This window comes from Phenylobacterium sp. (assembly GCF_036963605.1).
Classification (GTDB): Bacteria; Pseudomonadota; Alphaproteobacteria; order Caulobacterales; family Caulobacteraceae; genus Phenylobacterium.
Map to the genome: position 1 here is coordinate 11,786 of NZ_JBALUY010000046.1, position 14,903 is coordinate 26,688.

The following is a 14,903-nucleotide window of genomic DNA, read 5'->3' on the forward strand; positions in this document are numbered from 1 at the left end:
CGCACAGTCTCGACCAAGGTGCAGAAGATGTCGTCGAACGGCGCCCGGGTCGCTGCGGACCGCGGGACCTGGGGGTCGAGGCCCAGCTCGGCATAGTAGGGCGAGAGCGCCGCCATCCAGGCCGCCTCGGCCTGAGCGTCAGGTTCGGGCGGCGTGTGGCAGAAGAAGTTGAGGTTCAGCGGGTCATCGGCGTCCCGGCGGAAGATCTCGACCTGAGCGCGGGCTTCTTCCAGGGACAGCAGGGCGCAGGGCAGGGCGCCCAGGCCGCCGGCCCGGCTCACCGCCACCGCCAGGGCGACGCCCGAAGCGCCGGCCATGGGCGCCTGGAGGATGGGATGGCGGATCCCGAACAGGTCGAGCAGGCGGTGATCAGGCCAGTCGGACATCAGGGCCTCCCAAGATCAGAACAGAACTGATCTTGAACCTGCGCCCGACCGAGGGTGTCAACCGGCGTTCTCAGAGCGCGCGGCCGCCGTTGATCTTGTAGAAGACCCCGCCCTCGTCCTGGCCGCCGAGCTCCAGCACGCCTTCGATGGTCTTCACCCCATAGTCGAAGCTCACGCCCTTGTCGGTCTTCACCTCGATGAACTGCACAGGGCTCGGATTGAGGTGGAAGGGGCAGTCCGGCGGATAGGCCAGCAGGACGAAGTGGGTCTGGTTGGGGCCGTTCTGCAACGGCATCATATAGCCCGAAACCTTCACCTTCTTGCCCTTAAGCGCCAGGACCCCGGCCGGGAAGGACGGCTTGGAGACCACATAGCCCCGGGCGTCGGTGCGGGTGATCTCCTTGGTCGATTCCAAAAGGGCCCAGGCCACGCCGCCCGGGGGCGTGTCGGCCGGCTTCCAGACGCTTTCGGTCGGGGCTGCGGGGCGGGTCTGCGCCGCCACGGTGATTGGAACCGCCTGGAGGGCGATGGCTGCGGCGAGCAACAGGCGTATGAGCATCACTCTGGCTCCTATCGGGTGTCGGCGAGGGTTTGGGCGATATCCACCCGGAAGACTTTCAGGGCTGGGACAAGGGCGGCGAGTCCGCCCATGGCGATGGCCGCAGCGACGATGACGGCTTCAGCCGGCTCGAAGCGCAGGGCGGTGAGGCCCATGTCCTGGAGCTGCGGGAAGGTCGCCGCGGCGAAGGCGGCCACCCCGTGTCCGACGATCACGCCCAGCAGGGCGCCGGCGGCGGCCAGCAGGACGCCCTCCAGCACGATGTGACCAAAGATCGCCGGCGGCCGTGCGCCCATGACCCGCAGCATGGCCATGTCGCCCTCGCGCTGGCGCAGCGCCGAATAGAGGGCGACAAAGATCGAGAGGCCGCTGGTGATCATCAGCAGGACGGCGAAGGCCCGCACCGCATCGATGCCGACTGCCAGCAGCGACAGCAGGCGGGTCATCTCCACCGCCGGCGCTGCAGCCTGCAGCTGGGTCTGGCGGTTGATGAAGCTCGGCAGGCGGACGGCGGCCAGGGACGAGCGGTACTTCACCAGCAGGGCGGTGACTTCCAGCTCGGCTTCGTCGGCGTCGACGTGCCCATATTCGTCATCCTCATGATCGTGGGCGGCGTGCTCATCGTGGCTCGCCGCTTCGTCCTCATGATCCTCGCTCGGCCCGGTCCCGAAGCCATGGGCGCCCCAGACGCTTGCGACCGGGGTGACGATCAGCCGGTCGAGGACGGTCCCGGTCGGGGCCAGGATGCCGACCACCTCGAAGGGCGTCTGCTCGTGCACATGGCCGTCACCGGCAAGGCCGTGGGACCCCTCGAACTTCTGACCGAGTCCCGCGCCCGTGCCCCGGGCCACCTGGGCGCCGATTACGGTCTCATAGGGCGCCTCGAACATTCGGCCCTCTGCCATGCGGCCGTCGTAATGTTCCACATAGGCCGCCTCGGTTCCCACGATCCGATAGCTGCGGAAGCTGTCGCCCAGCGCCAGGGGAATGACCTCGGCCACCGTGGGATCGCCGCGGAGCGTGTCCAGGGTCTCCAGCGGGATGTTTCCTGTGGGCACATCGACTTGGTAGATGCTGGAGAGGATGAGCTGCAGGGGCGAACCCTTGGCGCCCACCACGAGGTCGATCCCCTGCGCATCTCGGGCGAACCGTTCGCTGAGCTGGCTTGAGAACAGGACCAGGATCACCAGGGTCGCCACGCTCAGCGTCAGCAACAGGATGTTTAGCGCGGTGTTGAGCGCCCGGTCCTTCAGATAGGCAAGCGACAGTCCGGCCAGGGTCATGCCGTCACCTGCGGGGCCGTCAGGGCCAGGGTCCGCGGGAAGGCGCCGCGCAGCCGGTTGTCATGAGTGGCGATGAGCAAGGTCGCGCCGGTCGCTTCGGCGGTGCTCAGCAAGAGCTCGGCCATGGCGAGCGCATTGGCGTCGTCCAGGGCCGAGGTCGGTTCGTCAGCCACCACGATGGCCGGCCGGGCGCACAGTGCACGGGCGATCGCGGCGCGCTGGCCTTCGCCTTGGCTCAACTCCCGCGGCATGGCGTCGGCACGATGGGCCAGCCCGACCCGTCCGATCAGGTCCTCGACGATCGCCGGTTCGGCGTGGCCCAGGGCCAGTGTCTGGGCCAGGGACAGGTTCTGTCGGACGGTGAGGGCGGAGATCAGCCGCAGAGTCTGGAACACGACCCCGATCGTGCGCCGCCGGAGTTGGTCTCGCTTGGCCGGCGGCAGGCTGGACATGGGTTGGCCGTCGATCCGCACCTCGCCGAACGTCGGAGTGATCAGGCCGGTGATGACATTGATGAGGGTCGTCTTGCCGCTGCCGGACGGGCCGATGAGCAGGGTGTGCTCGCCGCGGCTGGCGGCGAAGGCCGGTACGTCCATGACGCAGCGGCCTGCGATCTCATGGCGCAGACCCTGGACTTCGATAAGCCGTTCGGGAGGCGTCGTCATCAGATCGGCGCGATGTGTCCAGGATACAAAAAAGAAGGTCGTCAGGCTTCGCGGCTACCGCGAACGGGAGCCGCGGCTCTGACTCGCCTCAGCGCTGGCCAGTTGCGGCTCGTCCGGACCCCGCTCGACCTTGATGGCGAAGCGGGAGAGCAGGGCGCTGCGGGCGTCAGCCATATCCTTCTCACGCATGGCCTCCCGGGCACGGGCGTCCGCATTGCGCCGCTGCTCGGGATCCATATCGCGATAGCTGTAATAGGCGGTCATGGAGCCGTACAGATCGCCATGCATGTCGCAGGCCTGGGCGGCGCTGGCGCCTAGCGCTACGCAAAATCCCAACAGAACTGCAGTCCGCATCATGTGAGCCTCCAATTGGCGATACTGGTACATTCTAACACTCAACATGACCAGATGCGGCGCGCGCGAGGGACCTATCCGGCCGTATTTGAGCAAGATTGCAGCGCCCCACGCTCAGCGGACGTGCAGGTCCCCTAGCTGTCCTCCCTACCCACGGCCCCCGCCGACAGCCTAGGATGACACCGACGGCGACGGCCCTTGGCCAGCCACGTCCCCGCCCGCGAATCGCGAGACCTGAATGACCTTCGCCGAACTGGCCTACCATGTGACCCCGATGGGGGCGCTCAGCCTGCGCCGACGGCGGATGCTCGCGCTGGACTGCGACGTGCTGGAGGTGAAGCTCGGCGAGGACTTTCTGATGTCGAGCCTGTTCACGGCCGGCGAACGGGCGCTGGCCCATCTGTCGGTCGAAGTGGCGCCGGCCGGCGAACTCGATGTGCTCGTGGGCGGGCTTGGCCTTGGCTATACGGCGGCTGCGGCGTTGGATCATGAGCGGGTGCGTAGCCTGGCGGTGGTCGATGTCCTGCCGGAGGTGATCGCGTGGCACCAGGAAGGGCTGGTGGACCTTGGGCCGCGGCTCTCATCCGACCCGCGTTGCACCCTGATCGAGGGCGACTTCTTCGCCATGGCCCGCAGCGGCGACCTGCCGCCGCCGGGCCGCTTCCATGTCATCGCCGTGGATATCGACCACTCCACCGAGGCCTGGCTGAATGCGAGCCATGGCGATCTCTACGCCGAAGGCGGCTTGGCCAGACTCGCCCCCTGCCTGCATCCTGGCGGGGTGTTCGGTCTCTGGTCAGACGCGGCGCCGGACGAGACCTTCCTGGCTCGCCTGAAAAGCGCCTTCGGGCGGGCCGACGCCGTGGTCGTGCCGTTCGACAATCCCCTGCGCGAGGCGACCGAGAGCTGCACCATCTATCGCGCCTGGGTCGACTGAGAGCTGGTCGGAATCGGTTTCCACCCCGCCGGTCGGGGGCTATGACGAGCCAACGGCCGCCGGCGCTCTTTTCAAGCCGCGGCCCAATCATATGAGGAGAGGGCGTGGAGCAGCAGAGCGACACCGGCGGCCCGGCCGCGACTGTGGCGAAGGCGCCGGTCCTGTCCCTGGTGATCGCCGTCCTCAACGAGGCCGAGAACATCGAGGCGGTGACCGCCGACTGTCTGAGCCAACTGGCTGGCGTCGGTCCGCTAGAGATTGTCTTTGTCGATGACGGCTCCACCGACGCCACCGCCCAGGTGATCCTGGGCCTGGCCGCCCGTCATCCGGAAATCCGACTGGTCGCCCATGATCGCCGCTGCGGCAAGTCTCAGGCCGTACGCACCGGGGTGGTCGCCGCCCGCGCCCCGTGGGTCGGCACGCTGGACGGTGATGGCCAGAACACGCCGGGCGATTTGGCCGCTATGTTGGCCTTGGCCGAAGCGGCGCAAGGGGCGCGGCCTCTGGTGGCCGGCGTCCGGGTTCGCCGCGACGACCCCTGGCCCCGCCTGGTGGCCACCCGCCTGGCCAACGGCTTCCGCGCGGCAGTGCTGGGCGATCACTGTCCCGATACCGGCTGCGGCGTGAAGCTGTTTGGCCGCGAGGACTTCCTGCGCCTGCCGTGCTTCGAGGGGATGCACCGCTTCCTGCCGGCGCTCTTCCAGTCCTATGGGCATCCGCTGATCAATCACCCGGTCACCCACCACGCCCGGCTGCACGGCCAGTCCAAATACACCAACCTCGGTCGCGCCCTGGTGGGCGTCGGCGACATGCTGGGGGTGATCTGGCTGAAGAGCCGGATCCAGGCGCCGGTCGTCTCCGAGCGCCGTCCGTGACGGCGGCCGCGCCGGATCGCCTGGGCCTGCGCGAGGGCCTGCTGCTGCTGATCGCGGCCCTGGTGCTGCTGGTCCCGGGCCTGACCAGTCTGCCGCCGGTGGACCGTGACGAGTCCCGCTATGCGGTAGCCACGACCCAGATGCTGGCGACTGGCGACTATGTGGATATCCGGTTCCAGGATCAGCCGCGCTACCTGCAGCCGGCGGGCGTCTATTGGCTCCAGGCCCTGAGCGCCGGCGCCTTCACCGAGCCGGAGGCGCGCCAGATCTGGGCTTTCCGGCTGCCGTCTCTGGTCGCAGCCCTGGCGGCGTCGCTGATCACCGGCTTCATGGCCAGCCTGTGGTTTGGCCGCTGGGCGGGTCTGCTGGCCGGCCTCATGCTGGCGGCCTGCATGTCCCTGGGCTTCGAGGCGCGGATCGCCAAGACCGACGCCTCCCTGCTGGCCGCCGTGACCATCGCGCAGTTCGCCTTCATGCGGGTCTATGCCGGCGCTGCTCGCTCACGCTGGCCCGTCCTGGCCTTCTGGATCGCGCTCGGCGCCGGCATGATGCTCAAAGGGCCGATCATCCTGATCGTCGTCGGCCTGGGCGCGCTCGCCCTGGCCCTCTGGGATCGCAGCCTGGCCCGACTAAAGCCGCTGCAGCCGCTGTGGGGCCTGCCGCTCGCCCTGCTGGTCGCCGCCCCCTGGTATGTGATGATCGGCCTGGCCACCGATGGCGACTTCTTCCGCGTGGCGATCGGCGACAACCTGCTGCACAAGGTCGGGACCGGCCAGCAGTCCCACGGCGGGCCGATCGGCTACCACCTGATGGGTTTCGCCCTGACCTTCTGGCCCGGCGCCCTTTTGGCCGCCCTGGCCATCCCGTTCGCCTGGCGTGAGCGGGCGCGACCGGAGATCCGGTTCCTGATCTGCTGGATCGTCCCAGCCTGGCTGGTCTTCGAACTGGTCTCCACCAAGCTGCCCCACTACGTCCTGCCGGTGTTTCCGGCCATCGCCACCCTGACGGCGGCGGCCGTGACGGCGCAGCGCCCCGCCGCCGGACGGGTGCAGAAGGCGTTGTTCGGCCTCTTCCTGTTGCTGTGGCTGGCGGTGAGCCTGGTGCTGACCGCCCTGGCCCCGTTTGGAATCTGGACCTACGAGGCGCGGATCGATGGGCTGGCGGTCTTGCTCGCGGCGGGCGCCGTCGTCGCGGTCGGCGTGGTTGTCTGGCGGGTGTTCGCCGGGCGGCCGGACCAGGCGGTGCTGGCGGGCGTCGTGGCCGCGATCCTGGTGACCAGCAACACCTATGGCTACGTCCTGCCGCGACTGGAAAGCCTGTGGCTCAGCCCCCAGATCGTGGCCCAGGCCCGCGCCGCCGCGCCGGGCTGTGCGACGCCGCTGATCATCAGCGCGCCGTATCATGAACCCAGCATGGTGTTCCTGAGCGGGCCTGAGCGCACGCGCCTGGCCCCGACGCCAGAGGCGGCGGCCGAAGCCCTAAGCCAACGGTCGGACTGCGCCGTCGCCGTCATCGGCGCGCCGGAAAGACCTGCCTTCCTCGCCAGAGCCCGCGCGCTCGGTCTGTCGCTTCAGCCGGCGGGCAAGGTGGAAGGTCAGAACTATTCCGACGGCGAGGATCTCGATCTCACCCTGTTCGTGGCCGGGGAGGGCGCCCGTGCCCCCTGACCGGACTCCCCGCCGCCGCACGGTTGTGGCGGCGCTGGCGGTGCTGTCCCTGGTCACCTTGCTGGGGTTCGCCGCCCCCCTGCTGCCCTTGGGCGACGCCGCGGCCCTGGCCCAGACGGTCGACCGCATGAATGACGGACCGCTGGCGCCCCTGTTTGGCGTGGCGATCTTCGCCGGCCTGGCCACCATCGGCGTGCCGCAGTTCGTTCTGATCAGCGCCCTGGTGCTGGTCTTCGGCCCCTGGGCCGGCTTCGCCTACAGCTGGACCGGCAAGATGATCGCCTGCGCCATGGGCTTCTTCGTCGGCCGCCGGTTCGGCGCGCAGCTGGTCGCCCAGTACCAGTCGCCCTCCCTGGCGGCCTTCATGGCTGGGCTCGCCCGCCAGGGGTTCTGGGTCAGCGCCGGGATCCGGCTGGCGCCCACCGTCCCCTCGGTGGTGATCAACATCGCCGCCGGCGCCACGCCCATCGGCTTCTGGCCCTTCATCGCCGGGGCCGGCGTGGGCAGCCTGCCCAAGATGGCGCTGATGGTGTTCGGGGGCGCGGCCATGATCGAGGCCCTGCGGACCGGCAGCGCGGCGGCCTGGGCCGGGGTCGCCCTGGCGATCCTGCTGTTCGGCCTGATGGCGCTGGGCGTGCGCGCCTGGCGCGCCCGGCGCCTGGGCTGACTTTGCATATGGCGCCGACAGTCCCTAGATTCTCTTGATGAGCGTCGCCTTCACCCGAGAGGAAGATTACGAGTCCCAGGCCGCCGACCTGCCGGACCGTCCGATTTCCACCCACGCCAATCTGGTCACCGCCAGCGGTCTGGCCGCGATCGAGGCCGAACTCGCCCAGGCCCGCGCCGCCTATGGCGCCGCTCAGCAGCAGGGCGGCGTGAGCGCGGACCGCACGGCCATGGCCCGGGCCACCCGCGACCTGCGCTACTGGTCGGCCCGCCGGGCCAGCGCCCAGCTCACCGAACCCGATCCAGAGGCCGACAAGGTCCAGTTCGGCCGTGTCGTCGAGCTGGAGCGCGAGGATGGCCGTCGCCAGACCTTCCGCATCGTCGGTGAGGACGAGGCCCAGCCGGGGCAGGGCAGCATCTCCTATGTCTCGCCGATCGCCCGGGCCCTGATGGGCCGCAACGTCGGCGACGTGGCGCTGGTGAACGGGGCCGAGGTTGAGGTGATTGCGGTCCGATAGGCCTGTGGCGGCTCGCCGCACGCCTGTGGATAACTTCGGTCGTCGATCGTGTATTAGCCTGTCGCCTGGGGGACTTGGGTGCTACCGCTCAAGCTTCAACAGGAAAAAATAACGACCATGAAGTTGCTTTCCGCAGGCCTCACCGCCGCGCTCATCCTGGCCGCCACCCCGGTCATGGCTGGCGAGCAGGATTTCACCCTCTCCAACGGCACCGGCTATACGATCGAACAGGTCTATGTGGCGCCCAGCCGCTCTGATGAGTGGGAAGAAGATGTCATGGGCGCCGATGTGCTCGGCGACGGCGAAGAGGTCGAAATTCAGTTCGACTCCGCCGAGAACGCCTGCAGCTTCGATCTCAAGGTCGTCTACGACGATGGCGAAGAAGCCGTCTGGCCGCGGCTGGACCTCTGCACAGTCTCCACCGTGTCGATCTTCTACAATCGATCCACCGGCGCCACCTGGGCCGAAACCGACTAGGTTTCGATCCGGCCCCTCCGTTTCGGCGGAGGGGCTGGTCTCGTCTCAGCTCTTGCGCACGAACTCGGCCCGCAGCACCAGGCCCTTGATACCCTCGTAGCGACAGTCGATCTCCTGCTCGTCTCCGGTCAGCCGGATCGACTTGATCACCGTGCCGCGCTTCAGGGTCTGGCCGGCGCCCTTGACCTTCAGGTCCTTGACCAGGGTCACGCTGTCGCCGTCGGCCAGCAGATTTCCGACAGAATCGCGAACCTCGACCTGACCGACCGTGGCCGCATTGGCCGCCGCCTCGCTGGCGCTCAGCCACTCGCCGGTGGTCTCGTCATAGACGAAGTCGTTGTCGGCCGGGCTCATCGGGTGCGGGTCCATGGATCTGAGGGGAGCGCCGACAGCCGATTCGCCCCGGCGGCTCGGTCGCATCGACATTGGTGAAAAATGGAGGCCTGGCCCGGAATCGAACCGGGGTGCACGGATTTGCAGTCCGCTGCGTAACCACTCCGCCACCAGGCCATCCTGCGCCGGCGCCCCTTAGGAAGGGTGCGCCGCCTTGAGCGGAGGCGGATCGCTAACAGAACCGCCCGCCCGCGGCAATCTCTCTTGCAGCGGGCGATTGCGCTCGGCTCAAGGGCGGACCTATAAGCGCGCTTCACAGGAATACCGTCGAGGTCCCATGGTCGACTTCTCCGCCGCCCGCCTGAACATGGTCGACAGTCAGGTCCGGACCAATGATGTGACCGACGTGCGGGTGCAGGACGCCATGCGCGTCATTCCCCGCGAAAGCCTCATTCCGCCGGCCAAGGCCTATCTGGCCTATGCCGACGCCGAGGTGGAGTATGCGCCCGGCCGCTGGATGCTGGCCCCGAGGGACGTCGCCAAACTGCTGCACGCCCTGGCCATCCAGCCGGGCGAACGCGCCCTGGCCATCGCCGCCCCCTATGGCGCCGCCGTGCTTGAGCATGCGGGCCTGAAGGTGAGCCGCCTGGACGGCGAGGATCTGAAGACCCTGCCGACCGGCGAGTTCGACGTCATGATCTGCGAGGGCGCCGTGGCCCGCGCGCCGGAGAGCTGGACCGCAGCCCTGGCGCCCGGCGGCCGTCTGGCGGTGATCGAGCGCGCCGGCCCCGTGGGGAAGGCGACCCTCTATGCCCGCACGGAGACCGGTCTTGCCCGTCGTGAAATATTCGACGCCACGCCCCGTCATCTGGCCGGGTTTGAGCCTGAGCAAGGATTCGCCTTCTAGGGCGTGCTGAAACACAACCGAAAGCCGGGCGTGAAAAAAGCTTAAGGTTAGGACCCCTGGTCGAGTTGGAAACAGCCGGTCATATAGGGTCATCTGTCTTGTCTTCGTCGGGGATTACGCATGTTCATCAGCCGTCGTGCAGGCCTGCTGGCCGCCGTCTTCAGCGCTGGTCTGGCCTTCGGATCCCCAGTGGCCGCCGAGTCCCTGGCCGACGCCATCGCGCTGGCCTATCAGACCAATCCGACGCTTCAGGCCCAGCGCGCCACGCTGCGGGCCCTGGATGAAAGCACGGTGCAGGCCCGGTCCGGCTGGCGGCCCAGCCTCAGCGCCTCGGCGAGCGCCGGGTACAATGAGACCCGCACGCCTCAGCAGTCGGGCGCAACCCTGGTGGACACGAACGGCGACGGTATCCCCGACGCCGCCGCCAATGGCATCCAAGAGAGAAACTCAGGCGCAGCCACCTTCAACCTGTCGCAACCGGTCTGGACCGGTGGCCGCGTGGCCTCGGCGGTGTCGGCGGCCCAGGCCGATGTCCTGGCCGGCCAGGAAAACCTGCGCCGCATCGAGGCCGAGGTCCTGGGTGGCGTGATCGTCGCCTATGTGGATGTGCGCCGCGATATCGAGGCCCTGCGCATCCGCCAGGACAATGTCCAGGTGCTGCGCCGCCAGCTCGAAGAATCCGACGCCCGGTTCGAGGTCGGCGAGATCACCCGCACCGACGTCGCCCAGTCCCAGGCCCGCCTGGCCGCCGCTGAGGCGCAGATGCGATCGGCCGAGGCCCAGCTGGCCATCAGCCGCGCCGCCTATGCCGCCATTGTCGGCCAGAACCCCGGCGATCTGGAGCCCGAGCCGCCGCTGGCGGCCATCCTGCCGCCGTCGGTCGAGGCCGCCTTCGAGGCCGCCGAGATCAACAACCCGCAGGTCCGGCAGGCCATGTACAACGCCCAGGCCGCCGAGGCCCGCGTGTCGGCGGCCCGCGCCGAACGCATGCCCAACCTGGCCCTGAACGCCAGTCTGGGGTGGAGCGGTCTGGCCGAACCCTTCGAGCCCTCCGACTATTCCCGCAACATCACCGGCCGGGCGACGGTCACCGTGCCGCTCTTCACAGGTGGCCTGACCAATTCCCGTGTCCGCGCCGCCCGCGAGCGCGAGACCGCCAGCGAACTCGGCGTCGAACAGGCACGCCGCACGGCGCTGCAGAACGTCACTCAGGCCTGGAGCCAGCTGCTGGCCGCCCGGGCCAATATCGGCTCCACCGACGAGCAGGTCCGCGCCGCGCGGATCGCCGCCGAGGGCGTGCGTCAGGAACAGCAGGTGGGCCTGCGCACCACCATCGACGTCCTGAACGCCGAGCAGGAGCTGCGCGCCGCTGAACTGGCCCAGATTTCAGCGCGTCGGGATGAATATGTGGCGGCCGCTTCGGTGTTGTCGGCCGTCGGACGCCTGGACGCCGCCAACCTGATCCCCGACGTGGATCGCTACGACGCCCAGGCCAATTCTCGCGACCTGCGCTTCACCTGGGGCTGGACGCCTTGGGAAGAGCCCATCGGCCTGGTGGATTCGGCCTTCGTGCCGGTGACCGAGGAGCTGCCGCGGGATACGCCGATGGCCACGGCCAACTAGAGCGCGTTCCGATAAGTGGGAACCGGTTATCGGAGGAAACGCGCTCAAAACTCGGAGTTTGGAGGCTGATTCAACGATCAGACGATTCCGCCTGATCGCATCAGGCTCTAGGCTTCTGCCTGTCGCCCTTCGCGCGACGCGATAAGCGCCTTGCGCCGACAGGGGAAAATTGCAGGATCGGTCTATCGCGCCTAGGCTGGCGCTCGGATTCTCACCTGAAGTCATAACGGCGGCCACATGTCCGATCAGACCTCCCAAGAACCGACGATGGAGGAGATTCTCGCCTCCATTCGCCGCATCATTTCGGAGGACGACGCGCCTGCGGACGAGGCGCCGGCAGAGGCGGGCGAGGCCGCCCCCGAGGAGGCCGCCGCCGAGGCGCCGGCCTATACGCCAGAGCCTGAGCCCGAGGCGCCGCCGGCCCCCGCCTATGAGCCGCCGGCCGCCGAGGAGGAGGACGAGCCCCTGGAGCTGACCGACCGGGTCGATCAGGTCAGTGATCTCGACGTCTACAGCCCCACGACCGCGCCGGCCGCCGCAGAGCCGGAATCGGCGGCCTATTCGGCCCCGCCGGCGTCCGAGCCGGAACCGTCCTATTCCGAGCCGTCCTCTGACGAGGGCCTGCTGAGCCAGACGGCGGCGACGGCCGCGGCCTCGGCCTTCGGGCAGTTGTCGGCGGCGATCGGCATGCCGCACACCGACCGCACCCTGGAAGACGTGGTCCGCGAGATGCTCCGCCCGCTGCTCAAGCAGTGGCTGGACGACAACCTCCCGCAGATCGTCGAGGCCTCGGTCCGCGAAGAGGTCGAACGCATCGCCCGCGGGCGCGTACGCTAGTCTATCTGTCTCTCACGCCCCTCAAGGACGTGTGAGTCGCCGAACCCGCCCCACAGGGCGGGTTCGTTCGTTTCGGCGCAGCATCCGGCTTTCGCGCAGATGCGCGGGCCTGTATGGACCCCCAGATCCGCCATGCTTGAAAAAACCTTCGATCCCAAGACCGCCGAGCCCCGCCTCTATGAGGCCTGGGAGCAGTCGGGCGCCTTCGCCCCCACTGATGATCCGAACGCCGAGCCGTTCTCCATCGTGATCCCGCCGCCCAATGTCACGGGCTCCCTGCACATCGGCCATGCGCTGAATAATACGCTGCAGGACGTGCTGATCCGGTTCGAACGGATGCGGGGCAAGGCCGCCCTGTGGCTGCCGGGCACCGACCACGCGGGCATCGCCACCCAGAACATCGTCGAGCGCCAGCTGGCCGAGGCCGGCAACATCGGTCGCCGCGACATGGGCCGCGAGGCCTTCGTCGAGAAGATCTGGGAGTGGAAGGCCAAGTCCGGCGGGACCATCGTCAACCAGCTGCGCCGCCTGGGCGCCTCCTGCGACTGGAGCCGTGAGCGCTTCACCCTGGACGAGGGCCTGTCGGCCGCGGTCCGCAAGGTGTTCGTCCAGCTCCATAAGGAAGGCCTGATCTATCGCGACAAGCGGCTGGTGAACTGGGACCCGCATTTCCAGACGGCCATCTCCGACATCGAGGTCGAGCAGCGCGAGGTCGACGGCGCCTACTGGCATTTCGCCTATCCGCTGGAGGATGGTTCCGGCGAGATCGTCGTGGCCACCACCCGGCCTGAGACCATGCTCGGCGACACGGCCGTTGCGGTCCATCCCGACGACGAGCGCTACAAGCACCTGGTCGGTAAGGCCGTGCGCCTGCCGATCGTGAACCGGCCGATCCCGATCATCGCCGACGAATATCCCGACCCGGAAAAGGGCTCGGGCGCGGTCAAGATCACGCCCGCCCACGATTTCAACGACTTCCAGGTGGGCAAGCGCCACAACCTGCCGGTCATCAACGTCTTTGACGACTATGCGCGGATCAACGAGAACGCGCCGGAGGCCTATCGCGGCCTGGACCGGTTCGCCGCCCGCAAGAAGGTGGTCGAAGCGTTCGAGGCGCTCGGCCTGCTGCGCGAAATTGAGAAGACCCGTCACGTCGTTCCGCACGGCGACCGCTCCGGCGTGGTGGTCGAGCCCTATCTGACCGACCAGTGGTACGTTGACGCCAAGACCCTGGCCGGCCCCGCCATCAGGGCGGTGGAGGAGGGGCGCACGGTCTTCGAGCCCCGCAACTGGGACAAGACCTATTTCGAATGGATGCGGAACATCCAGCCCTGGTGCATCTCCCGCCAGCTCTGGTGGGGCCATCGCATTCCGGCCTGGTATGGCCCTGACGGCAAGCCCTTCGTGGCGGAGACGGAAGGCCAGGCCAAGGCCGCCGCCCGCGAGCACTATGGCCGCGATGAGCCCCTGGTTCAGGACGAGGACGTCCTCGACACTTGGTTTTCCTCAGGGCTGTGGCCCTTCTCGACCATGGGTTGGCCGGACAAGACCAGCGACCTGGCGCGTTTCTATCCGACCCACACCCTGATCACCGGCTTCGACATCATCTTCTTCTGGGTCGCCCGGATGATGATGCAGGGCATCCACTTCACTGGCGAAGTCCCCTTCAAGCGGGTCTTCATCAACGCCCTGGTCCGTGACGCCGAGGGCAAGAAGATGTCCAAGTCCAAGGGCAATGTCCTGGACCCGCTGGAGCTGGTGGACGAGTTCGGCGCCGACGCCCTGCGCTTCACGCTGACGGCCATGTCGGGCCAGGCCCGCGACATCAAGCTCTCGCGTCAACGCATTGAAGGCTATCGGAATTTCGGCACCAAGCTGTGGAACGCCACGCGCTTTTGCCAGATGAACGGCTGTGCGCGGGCCGAAGGTTTTGACCCGGCCGCCCTGCAGGTTCCGTTGAACCGCTGGATCGTCGGCGAGGCCGTCCGCACCAGCCAGGCGGTGACCAGGGCCCTGGACGGCTGCGGCTTCGATGAGGCCGCGGGCCTGCTCTACCGCTTCATCTGGAACGTCTATTGCGACTGGTACGTCGAACTCGCCAAGCCGCTGCTGAACGGCGAGGACGCCGCGGCAAAAGCCGAGACCCAGGCCACGGCGGCCTGGATCCTGGACGTCATCCTGACCCTGCTGCACCCGATCATGCCCTTCCTCACTGAAGAGCTCTGGGCCCAGACCGCGGGCGAGGGGGCCGCGCGCCAGCATCAGGGCTTCCTGATGACTGCATCCTGGCCCGAGCTGGGCGAGGATCTGATCGACAAGGCGGCGGAGGCCGAGATCGGGCTGATCATCGCTGCGGTCAGCGAGGGCCGGTCGGTTCGCGCTGAGCTGAACGTGCCCCCCGGCGCCCGACCCGACCTGCTGGTCATCGAGGCCAGCCCCACCCAGCGTGAGATTCTGGAGCGCTCGGCGCCGGTCATTTGTCAGACCCTAAGGGTGGCCAGCGTTCAGGCTGTCGAGCGCGTGCCGGACGGCGCCATCCCCTTCGTGGTTGAGGGCGCGACCCTGGCCCTGCCGGTGGCGGCCTTCATCGATCTGGCGGCCGAGCGGGCGCGCCTGACGAAGGAGATCGCCACCCTGGCCTCGGACGTGGCGCACACCGCCAAGAAGCTCGGCAACCCCGACTTCGTGGCCCGCGCGCCGGAAGAGGTGGTCGAGGAGAACCGCGAGCGGATGGCCGAGGCCGAGGCCGCCAAGGCCAAGCTCGAAGCCGCCCTGCAGCGTCTGGCCGGGGTCGGTTGAGCGTGGGGATCGCCACC

At 68.3% G+C, this 14,903-nt stretch carries 16 protein-coding genes and 1 tRNA gene; 10 read left to right on the forward strand and 7 right to left on the reverse strand.

The window, feature by feature from the left end; all coding sequences use genetic code 11:
- The 5 genes from V7702_RS10300 to V7702_RS10320 form a co-directional block, all read right to left on the reverse strand.
- On the reverse strand, positions 1 to 386 hold a 386-nt coding region (locus V7702_RS10300), incomplete at its 3' end, for a nitronate monooxygenase (RefSeq protein WP_335650024.1).
- Between the two features lie 70 nt (positions 387 to 456).
- Positions 457 to 945 carry a DUF3299 domain-containing protein gene (locus V7702_RS10305; protein WP_335650025.1) on the reverse strand — a complete coding sequence of 163 codons (489 nt, stop codon included), beginning with the start codon at positions 943 to 945 and terminating at the stop codon, positions 457 to 459.
- Positions 946 to 956: 11 nt separating this feature from the next.
- Positions 957 to 2,228 carry an ABC transporter permease gene (locus V7702_RS10310; protein WP_335650026.1) on the reverse strand — a complete coding sequence of 424 codons (1,272 nt, stop codon included), beginning with the start codon at positions 2,226 to 2,228 and terminating at the stop codon, positions 957 to 959.
- Positions 2,225 to 2,893 carry an ABC transporter ATP-binding protein gene (locus V7702_RS10315; RefSeq protein WP_335650027.1) on the reverse strand — a complete coding sequence of 223 codons (669 nt, stop codon included), beginning with the start codon at positions 2,891 to 2,893 and terminating at the stop codon, positions 2,225 to 2,227. Before V7702_RS10315 ends, V7702_RS10310 begins: the two co-directional genes overlap by 4 nt.
- Positions 2,894 to 2,947: 54 nt before the next feature.
- Entirely contained in the window at positions 2,948 to 3,250 is a 303-nt protein-coding gene (locus V7702_RS10320; RefSeq protein ID WP_335650028.1) for a hypothetical protein, read from the reverse strand.
- A gap of 235 nt (positions 3,251 to 3,485) precedes the next feature.
- Here V7702_RS10320 and V7702_RS10325 point away from each other — a divergent pair, with 235 nt between their 5' ends.
- From V7702_RS10325 to V7702_RS10350, 6 genes are all read left to right on the forward strand, one after another.
- The gene (locus V7702_RS10325; RefSeq protein WP_335650029.1) at positions 3,486 to 4,184 is read left to right on the forward strand and encodes a hypothetical protein; all 699 of its coding nucleotides are present in this window, start codon (positions 3,486 to 3,488) and stop codon (positions 4,182 to 4,184) included.
- A 104-nt stretch (positions 4,185 to 4,288) separates the two neighbouring features.
- A complete protein-coding gene (locus V7702_RS10330) occupies positions 4,289 to 5,059 on the forward strand; it encodes a glycosyltransferase family 2 protein (protein WP_335650030.1) in 771 nt (256 codons plus the stop codon).
- Positions 5,056 to 6,726, forward strand: a complete 1,671-nt coding sequence (locus V7702_RS10335; RefSeq protein WP_335650031.1) for an ArnT family glycosyltransferase — start codon at positions 5,056 to 5,058, stop codon at positions 6,724 to 6,726. Before V7702_RS10330 ends, V7702_RS10335 begins: the two co-directional genes overlap by 4 nt.
- Positions 6,716 to 7,393, forward strand: coding sequence for a TVP38/TMEM64 family protein (locus V7702_RS10340; RefSeq protein ID WP_335650032.1), 678 nt, complete (start codon positions 6,716 to 6,718; stop codon positions 7,391 to 7,393). Before V7702_RS10335 ends, V7702_RS10340 begins: the two co-directional genes overlap by 11 nt.
- Before the next feature lie 37 nt (positions 7,394 to 7,430).
- Positions 7,431 to 7,910, forward strand: coding sequence for a transcription elongation factor GreA (gene greA / locus V7702_RS10345; protein ID WP_335650033.1), 480 nt, complete (start codon positions 7,431 to 7,433; stop codon positions 7,908 to 7,910).
- Positions 7,911 to 8,027: 117 nt separating this feature from the next.
- The gene (locus V7702_RS10350; RefSeq protein ID WP_335650034.1) at positions 8,028 to 8,387 is read left to right on the forward strand and encodes an argininosuccinate lyase; all 360 of its coding nucleotides are present in this window, start codon (positions 8,028 to 8,030) and stop codon (positions 8,385 to 8,387) included.
- A 45-nt stretch (positions 8,388 to 8,432) separates the two neighbouring features.
- Here the strand turns inward: V7702_RS10350 and V7702_RS10355 are convergent, their stop codons facing one another.
- Positions 8,433 to 8,690, reverse strand: coding sequence for an alkylphosphonate utilization protein (locus tag V7702_RS10355; protein WP_335650039.1), 258 nt, complete (start codon positions 8,688 to 8,690; stop codon positions 8,433 to 8,435).
- A gap of 133 nt (positions 8,691 to 8,823) precedes the next feature.
- Positions 8,824 to 8,897 (reverse strand) — tRNA-Cys (locus tag V7702_RS10360).
- Between the two features lie 160 nt (positions 8,898 to 9,057).
- On the opposite strand from V7702_RS10360, the gene V7702_RS10365 reads away from it, so the two are divergent.
- The 4 genes from V7702_RS10365 to V7702_RS10380 all read left to right on the forward strand — a co-directional run bounded on the left by V7702_RS10365 (position 9,058) and on the right by V7702_RS10380 (position 14,886).
- Positions 9,058 to 9,627, forward strand: coding sequence for a protein-L-isoaspartate O-methyltransferase family protein (locus V7702_RS10365; protein ID WP_335650035.1), 570 nt, complete (start codon positions 9,058 to 9,060; stop codon positions 9,625 to 9,627).
- Between the two features lie 120 nt (positions 9,628 to 9,747).
- On the forward strand, positions 9,748 to 11,250 hold the full coding sequence (locus V7702_RS10370) for a TolC family outer membrane protein (protein WP_335650036.1): 1,503 nt from the start codon (positions 9,748 to 9,750) through the stop codon (positions 11,248 to 11,250).
- Positions 11,251 to 11,487: 237 nt separating this feature from the next.
- Complete coding sequence (locus V7702_RS10375) at positions 11,488 to 12,087, forward strand: PopZ family protein (protein WP_335650037.1); 600 nt, start codon at positions 11,488 to 11,490, stop codon at positions 12,085 to 12,087.
- 132 nt (positions 12,088 to 12,219) lie between these two features.
- The gene (locus V7702_RS10380; RefSeq protein ID WP_335650038.1) at positions 12,220 to 14,886 is read left to right on the forward strand and encodes a valine--tRNA ligase; all 2,667 of its coding nucleotides are present in this window, start codon (positions 12,220 to 12,222) and stop codon (positions 14,884 to 14,886) included.
- The last annotated feature ends 17 nt before the right edge of the window (positions 14,887 to 14,903 follow it).